The following is a 14,442-nucleotide window of genomic DNA, read 5'->3' on the forward strand; positions in this document are numbered from 1 at the left end:
GTTGCTCCTGTCGCTCTGACTGCTCCTGCTATCAACGGTTAATTCTGAAGTTTAGCTAAATCAAAAAGCGCTCTCCCTGACTGGGAGGGCGCTTTTTAGTATCAACGAGAATAGCGCTTAATTCTGGGAGCCTATTTTAATTGAGTGTGCGGTAGTGTAAAAACAACTCACTTCCAACCTGGCGAGTTTCGACGAGTTGGAGATTAGGCGCAGCATTGGGAAGAAAACCCTCTCCCTCGACTGGACTAGGGGCGTGCTTTCCTCCATAAATGACCGGCCAAATTGTCAACCACCAATCGTCAATTCGCCCTGCCTTTACTAGAGCCGCTGTTAAAGAGCCACCTCCCAAAGCAACGACCTTGTGAATACCTCGCTCTGCCATCAAGCTGTACGCCCGATCCCAGTCCAAGTCTGTATCTCCCAAATCAATTAATTCAGCCAGTTTTTGCAAGGTTGTTGTATCAGAATTGCGCTCCAAACCAGCCCGTGTCGTAAATATCCATCGCTGAATGTCCTGGCTTAAAAAAGGCAAGTCCAGCGATAGGTCAAGAGAACCTGAGACAACGCAGGTAATGGGCTGGGGAGACTGACCCCGAACCTCACGTGCTGCCAACAGTTCGGGATTGCGAATTGTAAAGGTTCCCCCCTCAGCCCGAATCGTTCCTGCTCCTACCAGGACTAAATCGGCAAGGGAGGCTTGATACTCTAAATGTGCTTGATCAGCTGCATCGGATTCACGAGGCGCTTGAGGATCTACGGCGCTAATTTTTCCATCGGCCGTCATGGCAAGAACCACAGTTGTTTGGATAGTTGACATGATTACGTTCTGACGGTTCTTTATAATTTTACCTTTTTGAATTCTTTGTCATGAATAGCAGCAATTCTCATTACGAGAATAGTTATTAGGCTAGCAATATCACTAGATTTAAACTGACAAGCCCAATCGATATAAGCTTTTATCTGATGTGATGCTGTCCATGAGCGATAGTTATCGAATACATGATCTTTTTAATCTATTTCGTCGCCCCGTCAGCAATGGCAGACTATCAATACCTTGACTCAGCGAGAGCGAAAAATCTCAGGTTCAATCAGTAAGCGGAAACTTGTGAATAGAATTGAACCTACCCCCACAGGCTACCCTCATCCAACTTACCGACATTAATAGTAGCGCTGATGGCGCGGAATGTGTTGTTGGCGTTTCGAGTATTGGCGATCGCGTTTGGAAAAAAAATTGCAGGGTTATTAAAGATCAGTATTAAAATATTTAAATCACAACAAGTGCAATTAATGAAGAGATTAGATATTTATGACATTGTAGGTCTATTACGTTATGCCGTTCCTATAGGTTTAGTAACTTTTGATAATTGAGTTTATATGCTGATGATTAACTAATAAAAAGGTAAGGATAAGATTTAGGAAAATGTAAGGATTCAGGTCTTATTGACGCAAAATAGGTTTATTGCAAACTTCAGACCAAAGCGGTATAGGCGCAAGTCTACTACTGCCAAGGCTGTTGCCAATCAATTGAGAAGCCCACATTTACCGCGTAGAGAAAGTGTGCGGTAGTTCACTTAATTTCCTTTCTCAATAATTCTGGAATCTGAGAAGGACGTTCAGCTACTGGAACTTGCGCTTCTTTGAAAGCAGCTAATTTACTTTGGGCTGTGCCAAAGTTGGGATCGCGTCCGATAACCGTTGCTAAAGTACCAGTTTGACGCCAACTTTTTCCTGGTGGTGCTTGTCTACCTGCAATGTAGGCAATTACTGGTTTATCAATTGCCTCAGCAATGTATCGGGCTGCTGCTTCTTCACTACCGCCACCAGGTTGACCGACTAAAACGATCGCCTCTGTAGTTTCATCCTCATCAAGAATTTGCAGCCATTGAAGAAATGAGGAACCAACGATCGCATCACTACCAATGCTGACACTAATCGACTGCCCTAAACCGGCTTTTGTTAATTCGTAAGCAACTTCGTAGGTGAGCGTACTACTACGACTAACGATCCCTACTGCCCCAGGAGTATAAAACTCGCTAGGTTGAGTACCTAAAAGAATTTTTCCTGGCACAATGATCCCAGGACTGTTGGGCCCGATTACCAAAGTTTCACAGGCCTCGGCTTTGCGGAGTAATTGCACCATATCCAAAGGTGGCACGCCGGCGGTGATAATAATAATTTGAGCAATATGGGATGCGATCGCTTCTAATGCCGCATCTAGAACGTCGTAAGGATCTACACAGATAATTGTTGTATCAATTACCCCAAGTTGTTCTATTACCTCTTCTACTAAGTCAAATACTGGCAGTCCATGCAGTTCCTGTCCGCCACATCCAGGATTGACACCAGCTACCAAATTTGTGCCATAAGCTTTCATTTGAGCAACATGAGTGCCTGATATAAATTCACAAAAGCCTTGAATTAAGACTTTACTTTCTGGCGTTAGGTTCATAAAAAATTACCGTAAATTTGACAACCCAGTGAGTTAAACCGCTAGGCAAGGGGGGTAAGGATTAGGGGAATAATTAATACCCAATACCCAATGCCCAACGATATGTTTACGCGGTAAAAATTAATAATTTTTGATTTTTGAATTGGAACAAAATGACAATCACTACTTTTTATTAGCCATTGGTTTAGCAAGACGAACTGCTGCCGCCACTGCCTCATCTAAATTTTCTACCACCAGGAGCGCGTCGCTGTGAGTTTTTAGTGTTGCTAAATATGTTCTAACAGCATTAAATTCAGACCCAGCAAGACGAACAACCAAGGGTTTAAAATTCCGCTCTCGCCGAATTTTACTACCATTAGAATTTACAACCTGTGATTTAATTTCGCTGTTGTCTTGCTGCACAACTTTAGCTATAACTTCTGCTACTTCTTCCGTTTGAGGAATGCTACCTAGAAAATTAATTAGTATTACTTGAATGCTTTTGTCAGCCTCCAGTATTTTTAGACCTGTCTCTAGGCGATCGCGGAAGGTAGTTGGTGTAGTATCTGTAAGGAAAGCATGACGTAGATTCAAACAAACACCTGGATTGCCACCAGCATTAGCGACTAAATCTAAAGTTGCCATCACTGAACCAGTACCATTACCTAAAATACCGATTTTCCCGTGCATTTTCACGCCATCCCAGTCGCCCAATATACCATTTATTCCAGTACTGGTATTACGGCTGATAATTTTTGCTGCCATCTCGGCGAGGTCTGGATGACGCTTGATCGACCGTTCATTGACCCTGACTTTACCATTAAGAGCCATAACTTGACCATTAGCACTAACTGCCAAGGGATTTATTTCGACTAAATCCAGGTCTTTTTGCACAAATAACTGGTACATCTTCTGGACAACGCTGCTTACCGACTGCATCAGCGTCCCCTGCAAACCCATTTTCAAAGCCAGTCGTCGGGCATAAAAAGGCGAGAATTCCTGTTCCACGACAACATGATGCATTCTTTCCCCAGCGGATTCCCAATCAATGTCTGCTTCTTTGCAACCTAAAAGTACTGGTCGGCAAACAGCAGTATCTAAAACCACCGCTAGATAAAATTCCTGGTTGGCGTCGTATTGGGATTCTGCCAGCACAACTTCCGGCAATTCGCCCCAGATTGGTAAACTAAAGATATTTTGAGCCGCTGCGATCGCATCAATTGTCGTTTCGGCAAACCTGACTCCACCTGCTTTTGCCCGTTCCGCTCCATGTACTTGAGATTTCAGTACAATTGGAAAGCGAATTTTTAAACGTTTCAAATCTGTGGGATGGTCAATTCGTTGGGAAGGCAATACAGGAATGCCTATCTTCCCAAACCATTCTTTAACTTGATACTCTAATAAATCCATTGATACACCTTGCATTCACACTTTCCAAGCCTTTGCTTAGTGCTGTCTTAATATTTTGCAGCACTTTTATTGCAGAATTAAGCTTTTGGCAGCTATAAAAATTTCTTTTTCACGGATCAATTTTATCGAATTAAGCAAATGAGGCACATTAATTTCGATAGCAAACCTGTTTGTGGCAGACCCACAATACGTCATTAATCTCCTCAGTAAGTTTCTCAGCATAGAAGATAACTACCTTTCTGTCAAAACCCTCTGACTTAGCATCCTTTCCTTAACCTTTGGATAAATTTGTCACAACTGCTCTGCCACTAGAATTTTGCACAGCAGTATATACCGTGAATTTAATTGTCACGAAATAATGCAGTGAAAATACCCAAAATCTCTATTATTCCCATTTTTTATTTGTAATTTATATCTGAGCACAGATTATTTAATTTTGCATCTAGCACTGTGAAAATGTATCGACGCGAACAATAACTGCTTTTTTAATTTTTGGTGAAAACCCAGAATTTGTGTTAGAAAGTTGGTCGTTCAAATTTTCAGGCTGTGGTTGGTTAAACTGTGCATTTGCATTCAACAAACCTAAAAAGTTCATTTCATCCCCTTAAAGATAATCAAAACAATATAGAAGTTCAGCGGGAAAGCTCTATGAAAGTAGCAGTCCAGCAGGAAGATTTACAGCTTTTAGCCAAAACTTTGCAGGAACAATTACTTGTAGAAGTCTCAACGGCTGAAGTCTTCGAGGTTAAGTGTGCCGTCAATAAAGACGGGCTAATGATTTTAACGCAACACGAATCAGATGTAATAGTTGACGCTCAGATAATCTTTGCAGTAATTGAGGAAGTACTTCAGTCTCTAGCACCCCACAGATACCAGCGAGTGCAATGTTTCCTCAGAATTTTTGGTGAACAACTCCCTTATGCCAAATGTTTCTTGGCTATGCAGATAGGGGAATGGGGAGATGGACAAGAGGACAAGGGGACAAGGGGACAAGGAGACAAGGGGGAAGAATTCGCCGCGTCTTCTTCAGCTTTGACATATTTTCCATTCATCGATGAGACAGAGGAAGAGGAAGCGTTTGACCCATTTGCAGATGCGCCGAATTTGTCGGCTTCAAAGCCAGCATTCCAAATCAAACCTATCTTACTGGGTGCAGTCTTGGTGGGAATTGTAGTCTTAGGCGGTGGTGCTTACTTCTTGACTCGCCCTTGTGTAATGTCTGAGTGTAAAGAAATACAAAACGCCGAGCAATTAAAAACAAAATCTCCACAACTGATGCGCCGCGCCAAGTCTGAAAAAGAATTAGTCGCACTACAACAGCAATTTACGGCAGCCAGCGCATCCTTGAACACAATTCCTAGTTGGTCACCCCATTCCCAGGTGGCAGAAGAACTAAAAGCAAGTTTGTCTGGACGGTCAGAAAAAATCAACCAGGTGGTCAAGGCTTTGCAAACGGCATCCTTGGCGACACAAAAAGTTCAAACTCCCGCACATAGCCTAGAGGAATTACAAGCTAGGCAACACTTATGGCGACAGGCTATAGCGCCACTAGAAACTATAAGCTCCGGCAGTGAACTCTATGGGCTAGTGCAAGGGAAATTATTAAATTATCGTGTCCGTTTGCACGCTGTAAATCAACAGATATTTACTGAGGAAAAATGGCTGAAAAAAATAACAGCAGCAAAAGCTGTGGCTAATGCAGCCGAGAATCGGCAAGCTACTGCTAAATCCTTGAATGACTGGCAAAAAGTGCAGTCTACTTGGCTCGTGGCCATTAATGCCTTGAATAGCATTCCCCGGACTAGTCCTGGATACCAAGAAGCCGAAAAGCTGTTGCTAGATTATAAACCTAAGTTAGTAGGGGCACGCGATCGCGCGACCAAAGAACGATTAGCTGTTAAAACCTACCAACAAGCCGTTAGCACTGCCAAGCAAGCCAAAGTATATGAGCAACAAAACCAATGGCAAGCAGCGGCGACATACTGGGATCAGGCTTTGCAAACTGCAAAACAGATTTCCCAGGATAGCTTGTACTACACTCAGGCTCAGTCTCTCATCGAACCCTATTCAGTAGCCCTCAAACAAGCACAAGAAAAACTACAAGTTGTTAGTAGTTTGCAACAAACCCGCACTGACCTAGATAAAACCTGTATTAATGGAATTCGGATTTGCACATTTAGCATAGACAACGCAGGAATTATTGTCCGGTTAACCCCTGAGTATGACCAAGTAAGACAAAATAACTTGGCTAATCCTTATTCTGAGAACTCGGAGACTGCTGTTGATGTTACCAATCACTTGCAAATTTTACGGGAAGCCTTAGCTGTAATTAGTGACAATGCTAACTTGTCCCTTTTCCTCTATGATTCCCAAGGTCAGGTAATTTATACACGGACTTTGGGTGGATAAGTAGACATATTTGACACCAATGCACATCTGTGCGCCCCTACAAGGGATTGATAAAATATTCTTGGATTGTAGATTAATCCCTTCACCTTACTAACTGCGCGGCAGAATTAAAAAATTGACGAGACAACCCTTTCACAACTAAAACTGTTGTCAACAAATTAGCAAAAGCAACCATAAATACAATCAAAATTTCGTAAGATACAGCATCCAGGGGTGGGACACCAGCTAATAACTGTCCTGTGGTAATTCCTGGTATTGCCACCATACCGATGAGGATCATTTGATTGAGAGTCGGCATAAATCCGGCTCTGATGGCGTCTTTGCGGTACTGGCTAACTGCTTGCTGGGGCGTTGCACCTAAACTCAAGTGGGTTTCTATTTCGAGATGGCTGGAATTAATGGTGCTGACAAGACGTTCGCCTGCGATCGCAGCTGCATTGGTAGCATTACCTAAGACTATCCCTGCTAGGGGAATTATATACTGGGGTTCGTACCATTTTTCTGGTTGAATGATCAAGAAGTTGGTGTAAAGCACTGTCAGGGCGGTACTAATTAAAATTGCACCCCACACCAAAGGCAACACATGAGGAATTTTTTGGCTGATGCGATTTCGTGCGACAATCGCCGTAATTATCAGCATTATTGCTAATAGCGCCAAAACTGCCCAAGCATTGTCTAAAGCGAAGATGAAATCTAAAATGTATCCCAATACAAGAAGTTGTAAGATAGTTCTCCCACTAGCAAGGGCTAAGTTAAACTCTAATCCTAATTTTTCCCAAGCAGATAAACCAATGGCGATCGCCATCAATCCCACAGCAATAGCTAAATCTACGAAATCCAGCCTGATCAGATCCTGCATGGGTTCTCTATCTCCTGGTATTCTCTTTTCAAAGCAGCCCACACACCTGGAACTTTGATCCGATGTGTTGGATCTTGGTTGATATATATCACCTTCATCAATTCAAAATGGTACAACCTTAACATGGCAAACACTTAGTATGCCTACTATCTGTAAATTAAATGTGCGGTAGTTTACTGCGCCACAATTTAAGTAAAAACCCTAATAGATGCGTATCTTGGGCGATAGTCTTTTAGTAGCTCCTTTTTGATTAACAATTCAATCAGCAAAAATTGACTCTCGAAGTGCATCCTTTGTATCTCCCGATAAAATAAGAACTCATGATCCAAAGTGTAAATCCCATCCCTGCTTTTGATATTAAGCAGCAATACACCACCATCGAAGCAGAAGTAAGTGCAGCTGTCTTAGAAGTATTGGCTTCTGGTCGCTATATCGGCGGCCCCCTAGTCGAAGGCTTTGAGCAACAGTTTGCTGCTTATAATACTGTTACTCAATGTGTGGCTTGTAATTCTGGTACTGATGCACTCTACTTAGCATTACGAGTCTTGGAGATTGGTGCAGGCGATGAAGTGATTACAACGCCTTTCACCTTTATTGCTACATCTGAAGTAATTAGCGCCGTTGGTGCAAAGCCTGTTTTTGTTGACATTGAGGCTACTACCTTTAATCTCGATGTGGAACAAGTAGCGGCGGCGATTACACCCAAAACCAAAGCGATTATCCCGGTTCACTTATTTGGACAACCTGTGGATATGACATCATTGATGGCGATCGTTCAGTCTCACAATTTGTCAATAATTGAAGATTGCGCTCAGTCTACAGGGGCAATGTGGGCTAATGAAAAAGTAGGAAGCATTGGACATATTGGTTGCTTTAGTTTCTACCCTACCAAAAATCTTGGTGGTTGTGGTGATGGCGGAGCAATAACGACTAATGACCCAGCGATCGCCACTAAACTGCGAATATTACGGGATCATGGTAGTAAAATTCGATATTTACACGAGGAAATCGGTGTAAATAGTCGCTTAGATGCTCTCCAAGCAGCCATCTTGCAGATTAAGCTACGTTATTTAGATATTTGGAATGATCGCCGACGAGATATCGCCAACTATTACTATCAGTTCCTGAGTCAAGTTCCAGGGATAGTGCCGCCTCAAGAATTACCTGAGGGTGTTGGGGTATGGAATCAATACACTATTCGGATATCAGGTGAAGGGCGAAATGGTTCTAGCGCTAAATATCGAGATTGGGTGCGTAATCAATTACAAGAGCAGGGTGTGAGTTCAATGATTTACTACCCCTACCCTTTACATTTGCAACCAGTTTATCAAAGTCTGGGCTATCAAATTGGAGACTTACCAATAGCAGAGCAAGCTTGCCATGAAGTCATATCTTTGCCTATGTTCCCAGAATTGACACAACAGCAGCAAGACCAGGTAATTTATGCATTAAAAGAAGTTATGAGTTAATAGTTAGAAATTTGGAGTTAAGAGTTTGAAGTTTGGAGTTTTGAATGAATAAGTTTCTTCTACTCATCACTCATCACTCCTAACTCATCACTCCTAACTCATCACTCCTAACTCATCACTCCTAACTCATTACTGCATTTGCAGTTGCTAAGGCTTCTACCAAGCCACGCACAGCGGCAATCATTGCTATTTCGCTATTGAGTTGGTTGATGGCGGAACCAACACCAACACCAGCAGCACCAGCAGCGATCGCTAATGGTGCGGTAACGTTAGAAATTCCTGAAGCACATAATACTGGTACTGACACCACACGAGAAATTTCAAAAGCTGCTGCCAAGGTAGGAGCAGCTTTTTCAATTAATCCTAGAGTTCCAGGGTGAACTGGGTTACTGCTAGTACCACCTTCGGTTTGGATAATATCCGCTCCAGCTTTCACCAGTTCTTCTGCTAGCTGTACCTGTTGATCTAGTTCTAGGATGTGGGGAACGGTAACAGATAGGGTAATTTCGGGTAAAAGAGCGCGGGTTTGCTTAGTCAGCGCTAGCACTTCCAGAGCCTCAAAGCGGCGACCTTGAGCATAGAAAGAATCAAAATTCCCGATTTCAATTAAATCAGCACCAGCTGCTACAGCTTGCACAAATTTTTCTGGCTCTACTGCTGATACACAAATTGGTAAGTTTGTCAAACTTTTAGCTAGCCGGACTAAGGCTGGATCGGCGGCAATATCGACAAAAGTAGCACCACCAAATTCAGCAGCTTTAACGGTAGCGGCGACGCTAGCGGCGTCGAAGTTATTTAAGCCGCTGATCACTTTCAGAACACGGCGGTTATTAAATGCACGTTGGAGTGGAGAATGCATCGTCATAGTTTGGCTTTTGAAGCTACGAAAATTAGGTATATTCTACCGTTCCTCAGCTGATCGGGGACTAAATCACTATCGCAGTTGCCAAATCTTGATAGTTTTATGGAGACAACAGACCTCTCTAGAGCATCGATTCAGTAATCAAAAACCTAACCCCCCAGCCCCCTTCCCTAGCAGGGAAGGGGGAGCTAAATTCCCCTCTCCGATGCGGATAGGGGTTGGGAGAGAGGTTCTTCCAGGATTACTGAATTGGTGTTCTAGGAGCGATCACCATGCTGAATCTAGATAAAATGAATTTACTGAGGATTTATCTTAGTTCCCACTTCTGACTTATTCACTTTCCGTAGTAAACTCTAGCGTTACCGTATCCTATATTTCGCAGATATTTATTCCATTCCTCAGCTTGGAATCGATCAGAAAAAGGCCCTACTGCTACGTGTGGCCCTCGTGGTTGCGTCCTTTCGAGGACTCCGCCAGATCGTCCTAAATCTTGACTAAATCGGGCTAGATTCTGCCTAATTTGTGCTGCGATCGTAGGTAATTGTTCTGGAGTGGTGGGAATGGCGACATAATATCTAGAAACTGGTCTATTAGCATTTATATTAGTGCGATCGCCTACAAAGCTTCTATTGCCTGAATTTATTTCCTGTCCGTTAGCAAAGCTGATAATCCGGGCGCTATATATCCCTCGTGACTCTAACTCACTCACCCGTTGTTGAGCGTTAGATACTCTGTTAAAAACACCTGACTGAATTACATTTCGGCCTTGATACTGGCGAATGTAAGCACTGGGTTCAATCTGACGGATTGCTTGTAGCGTTTGGAAATCGCTACCATCTACATAAACTAAGTAGCGCTCAAAGTTCTGGTTATATTGACTAAACTGTTCAGGTTGAGAGGGCTGAAAGTTCGGCTCAAATTGATTATTTTGTACTGGTTGAGATGGCTGAAAATTCTGCTCTAATTGATTGTTTTGTACTGGTTGGGAGGGCTGAAAATCCTGCTCCAATTGACTCTCCTCCACTGGTTGTAACTGCGGTGATGGCTGTTGGCCAAAGGGAATTGGCGGTGGCGGTAAAGTATCACCTGCTTGTTGAGCAAGTAGCACGTTGCTGTTGTGGATTTGTGCTTGTACTGGGGTAGAGTCTGGAATCAGCAGTAACCATCCTCCAACTAACAAGGAGAGAAGTCTGATAGTGGGCTTCCATCCCTCAGAACTTCGGCGCAGCATCTGAAATGGGATAAATTGACTTGGTATTTCTCTCGACATAGTAATTAGAAAGTAGTCAAAGTATTTCTAGGCAATTTCCATCAGGAACTAATTAGTTCACCGTTGTAGCAACTATATAGCGTTAACGTAAAATTAGCTCATGTGCGTGGCAAAAAATACATCTGTAATTATTCTTAGATAAGGGTAATGGAGGATTAAGCTCATCCCACTCCTAAAAGGGGATGGGATTTCATGTTGACTGATGACGGTTGACGGTTAACAGTCAACAGTTAGAAAACTGAAGTGCTTTGGTAGCAAGGCTTTGAAGAGTGTGTGCTACAATTGGACAACCACGCAGCTATCGTGTCGTGCTTTGTATGAAAAAAGTCGTCGTTGGTCTTTCTGGTGGCGTTGACAGTTCCACCGCCGCAGCTATCCTGCACCATCAGGGCTATGAAGTGATTGGTTTGACTCTTTGGCTAATGAAAGGCAAAGGTCAATGTTGCTCTGAAGGTATGATCGACGCGGCTGATCTCTGTGAACAATTGGGCGTTCCCCATGAGGTTGTAGATATTCGAGATGTCTTTCAGACGCATATTGTCGATTTCCTGGTGACTGGTTACAGTGCTGGAATCACGCCTTTACCTTGCTCCCAGTGCAATAAAACGGTGAAGTTTCGGCCAATGGTGCAGTATGCTCGTGAAGAATTGGGCTGCGATCGCATTGCCACCGGTCATTATGCCCGAATTAGTTATGACGAAGCAACTGGACGTTACCAGTTATTAAGGGCTGTTGACCGCAATAAAGACCAGTCATACTTTCTCTATGATTTGTCTCAAGATTTACTTGCAGCAACTATATTTCCTTTAGGCGAACTAGAAAAAACTGACACGCGCCGCATCGCAACTGAATACGGACTGAAAACTGCTGATAAGCCAGAAAGTCAAGATTTGTGCTTAGTGGAAAGTAACGGTTCCATGCGGGCATTTTTGGATAAATATTTAGCTCCCAAAACAGGCGATATTGTAGATACTACAGGCAAAGTTTTGGGACAGCATGATGGTGTCCATCACTACACCATTGGTCAGCGCAAAGGCTTAGGAATTGCTGCTGCCGAACCGTTGTATGTGATTGAATTAGATGCGGCAAATAATAAAGTAGTAGTAGGCGATCGCACTAAGGTAACTCAGCCAGAATGCACTGTAGGACGGGTAAACTGGGTTTCCATTGCTGAACCATCTACCCCAATTCATGCCAAAGTGCAAATTCGTTATCGTTCAACACCTACACCAGTGACAGTAATTCCGTTGGAAAACTCCCGTGTGCGTTTGGTGTTTGATGAAGCCCAAATCAGCATCACCCCCGGACAAGCTGCGGTGTGGTACGACGGGGAGAAAGTGTTAGGTGGCGGAATAATTGAACAGTTTAGTTGAACCCAACCCCGGTTTAGTTAGTAACCAAAACCTCCCCTCTCCGTGTAAGCGAGGAGGGATATTTTATTTCTAATAGAAATGCTAATTTTTGGATTTATTGAAATCAACTCAACCTAATATTTGGTATCCATAGTCTTTACTATTAATATTTTCACATTTTAAGTTTTCACAGATTAAAAATCTATAATATAAGTTGCTAATTCTAGCAAATCACGGATGACTTGCGGTCGTTTGCTTACGTCGCTCATTAACCTTGGTTTGACCCTTTATGCTTGTTCCTTCAAATTCTTTCAAAGCTTGTACAGTTCCTACTTGCCAAGCTCGTTCAACTGTAGCGGCAATAATTTGAGTAAGAGGGATATTTGGAAAGTTAGGACTGTTATCAGATTCGATGTAATGTCCATCCCTGAGTAAATAAATTCTCAGCTTTTTACTATCGTAAATCCATAGTTCTGGAACTGCGATCGCAACGTATGCATCAAGAGTTGTTTTTGATGTCACATCTATTTCAATTGCTAAATCAGGAGGCGGATCATCTGGTTCTAGTTTGCGACGACTGATCATTCTTTGGTAATTTTGGATGTAGAAGCAAGCATCTGGTTCTACCCCCGCCGTATTTTCCCGCTTAAAGGTAGTTGAACCGAAGGGTTCATAACTTTTCCCGGCGATCTTCAGCAAGATTTTTACAATATCGGAAATTAAGTCCTTTGATTTTTCGTGTTCGGGTAGAGGAACCATAATTTCTAACGTAGACTTGCTGTAAGCAACTCGTAGCGATCGCTTTTCCCCCAGTTCTTGCAAAATGGACTCAAATTCCTCCCAACTGATATCCTGGATATTCACTTTACTACCAGGCGCTAGCCGCATTTGGCTAACAGGTTTAACAACGGGAGATACAGCAGTCATAAGCAATTCCAAATAAAGGAACTATTCTGAAACTTGAGGCTGGATTAGCTTTAGCGTAACCTAATCAGATCGCTTAGATAGTTGCAAAAACTTTCCTCCATTCCCTAAACTCTTTTTTTCTCAGTACCAGCATTTTGATAAGTTAGTACATAATCTGAAACAATAGCAGTAAAAGTAGAGAGGGGATTAAGTTGAGTCACAATCCAGATGCCATAGCCCCCCACGGTGGACAGTTGGTTAATCGTATCGCCACACCAGAACAAAGAGCAGAGTTTCTCTCAAAAGCTGACTTTTTGCCACGAGTGCAACTTGACGATCGCGCCGTTTCTGATCTAGAAATGATTGCGATCGGTGCTTTTAGTCCGCTGACGGGTTTTATGAACCAGGAAGACTACGATCGCACTGTTACAGAAATGCGACTAGCTAACGGTCTTGTGTGGTCAATACCGATTACACTATCTGTCAGCGAAGAAGTAGCTTCCCCGTTACAAGAAGGCGGCTTAATCCGTCTGGATAACTCCAGAGGTGAATTTATTGGGGTTTTGCAACTCACGCAAAAATATCACTACGATAAAACCCGCGAAGCAAGAAATGTCTACCGCACTGATGATGTCAAACATCCAGGCGTGCAGGTACTCTATAACCAAGGTACTGTAAATCTGGCGGGTGATATTTGGCTGTTGCAACGCGAACCTCATCCCCAGTTTCCCACTTACCAAATTGATCCAGCCGCCTCACGGCAAATGTTTAGAGACAAGGGTTGGAAAACCATCGTTGGCTTTCAAACTCGCAACCCTATCCACCGCGCCCATGAATATATTCAAAAGTGCGCTTTAGAAACTGTGGATGGTCTATTTTTGCACCCATTAGTCGGGGCGACAAAAGAAGATGATATTGCCGCTGATGTGCGGATGCGTTGCTATGAAATTTTGCTAGAACATTACTACCCCTTAGACCGGGTATCTTTAGCAATAAATCCAGCAGCAATGCGCTATGCTGGGCCTCGTGAGGCCATATTCCATGCTTTAGTCCGCAAAAACTACGGCTGTACTCACTTTATCGTCGGACGAGATCATGCTGGCGTGGGTGACTATTACGGCACTTACGATGCTCAATACATCTTTGATGAATTTGCGCCAAGTGAATTGGGCATTGTGCCGATGAAATTTGAACACGCTTTCTACTGCACGCGCACTAAGCAGATGGCAACATCTAAAACCAGTCCCAGCAGGCCAGAAGAACGCATTCACCTATCAGGGACAAAAGTTCGAGAAATGCTGCGGCGCGGTGAGTTACCTCCCCCAGAATTTTCCCGTCCTGAGGTGGCGGCAGAGTTAGCGCGAGCAATGCGAATACAAGTGCCGGCTTAGGGCAAATTGTCAATAGATCAGCAGTATCGACTGTCACTTTACACTATAGAGTTCAGCCCTGTAAGCTGCTAACTGATAGCTGAGGG

At 43.2% G+C, this 14,442-nt stretch carries 12 protein-coding genes; 5 read left to right on the top strand and 7 right to left on the bottom strand.

Going from position 1 to position 14,442, the window contains the following annotated elements; genetic code table 11:
* Positions 1-136: 136 nt before the first annotated feature.
* Positions 137-817, bottom strand: a complete 681-nt coding sequence (locus tag ACEYW6_RS22585; protein WP_412981517.1) for a RibD family protein — start codon at positions 815-817, stop codon at positions 137-139.
* Positions 818-1,173: 356 nt separating this feature from the next.
* On the opposite strand from ACEYW6_RS22585, the gene ACEYW6_RS22590 reads away from it, so the two are divergent.
* The gene (locus ACEYW6_RS22590; protein ID WP_412981518.1) at positions 1,174-1,368 is read left to right on the top strand and encodes a hypothetical protein; all 195 of its coding nucleotides are present in this window, start codon (positions 1,174-1,176) and stop codon (positions 1,366-1,368) included.
* Between the two features lie 199 nt (positions 1,369-1,567).
* Here the strand turns inward: ACEYW6_RS22590 and ACEYW6_RS22595 are convergent, their stop codons facing one another.
* Both ACEYW6_RS22595 and ACEYW6_RS22600 read right to left on the bottom strand, forming a co-directional pair.
* Positions 1,568-2,449, bottom strand: a complete 882-nt coding sequence (locus tag ACEYW6_RS22595) for a succinate--CoA ligase subunit alpha (RefSeq protein WP_190896205.1) — start codon at positions 2,447-2,449, stop codon at positions 1,568-1,570.
* A gap of 162 nt (positions 2,450-2,611) precedes the next feature.
* Positions 2,612-3,838 carry a succinate--CoA ligase subunit beta gene (locus tag ACEYW6_RS22600; protein ID WP_190896203.1) on the bottom strand — a complete coding sequence of 409 codons (1,227 nt, stop codon included), beginning with the start codon at positions 3,836-3,838 and terminating at the stop codon, positions 2,612-2,614.
* Positions 3,839-4,486: 648 nt separating this feature from the next.
* Between ACEYW6_RS22600 and ACEYW6_RS22605 the strand changes: the two genes are divergently transcribed.
* The gene (locus ACEYW6_RS22605; RefSeq protein WP_412981519.1) at positions 4,487-6,247 is read left to right on the top strand and encodes a hypothetical protein; all 1,761 of its coding nucleotides are present in this window, start codon (positions 4,487-4,489) and stop codon (positions 6,245-6,247) included.
* 82 nt (positions 6,248-6,329) lie between these two features.
* On the opposite strand, the gene ACEYW6_RS22610 is transcribed toward ACEYW6_RS22605, so the two are convergent.
* Complete coding sequence (locus tag ACEYW6_RS22610) at positions 6,330-7,106, bottom strand: ABC transporter permease (protein WP_412981520.1); 777 nt, start codon at positions 7,104-7,106, stop codon at positions 6,330-6,332.
* A gap of 320 nt (positions 7,107-7,426) precedes the next feature.
* Between ACEYW6_RS22610 and ACEYW6_RS22615 the strand changes: the two genes are divergently transcribed.
* Entirely contained in the window at positions 7,427-8,575 is a 1,149-nt protein-coding gene (locus tag ACEYW6_RS22615; RefSeq protein ID WP_412981521.1) for a DegT/DnrJ/EryC1/StrS family aminotransferase, read from the top strand.
* A gap of 121 nt (positions 8,576-8,696) precedes the next feature.
* On the opposite strand, the gene ACEYW6_RS22620 is transcribed toward ACEYW6_RS22615, so the two are convergent.
* Positions 8,697-9,440: a DUF561 domain-containing protein gene (locus ACEYW6_RS22620; RefSeq protein ID WP_196511323.1), complete on the bottom strand. Its 744-nt coding sequence runs from the start codon at positions 9,438-9,440 to the stop codon at positions 8,697-8,699.
* A gap of 331 nt (positions 9,441-9,771) precedes the next feature.
* On the bottom strand, positions 9,772-10,707 hold the full coding sequence (locus ACEYW6_RS22625) for a hypothetical protein (protein ID WP_412981522.1): 936 nt from the start codon (positions 10,705-10,707) through the stop codon (positions 9,772-9,774).
* A gap of 317 nt (positions 10,708-11,024) precedes the next feature.
* On the opposite strand from ACEYW6_RS22625, the gene mnmA reads away from it, so the two are divergent.
* Positions 11,025-12,080, top strand: coding sequence for a tRNA 2-thiouridine(34) synthase MnmA (gene mnmA / locus ACEYW6_RS22630; RefSeq protein ID WP_412981523.1), 1,056 nt, complete (start codon positions 11,025-11,027; stop codon positions 12,078-12,080).
* A 210-nt stretch (positions 12,081-12,290) separates the two neighbouring features.
* Here mnmA and ACEYW6_RS22635 read toward each other — a convergent pair whose 3' ends face one another.
* Positions 12,291-12,986 carry a Uma2 family endonuclease gene (locus ACEYW6_RS22635; RefSeq protein WP_412981524.1) on the bottom strand — a complete coding sequence of 232 codons (696 nt, stop codon included), beginning with the start codon at positions 12,984-12,986 and terminating at the stop codon, positions 12,291-12,293.
* Positions 12,987-13,177: 191 nt separating this feature from the next.
* On the opposite strand from ACEYW6_RS22635, the gene sat reads away from it, so the two are divergent.
* A complete protein-coding gene (gene sat / locus ACEYW6_RS22640) occupies positions 13,178-14,356 on the top strand; it encodes a sulfate adenylyltransferase (protein ID WP_412981525.1) in 1,179 nt (392 codons plus the stop codon).
* Positions 14,357-14,442: the final 86 nt, after the last annotated feature.

Source organism: Nostoc sp. UIC 10607 (genome assembly GCF_047228265.1).
In the GTDB taxonomy this organism is placed as follows: Bacteria; Cyanobacteriota; Cyanobacteriia; order Cyanobacteriales; family Nostocaceae; genus Nostoc; species Nostoc foliaceum_A.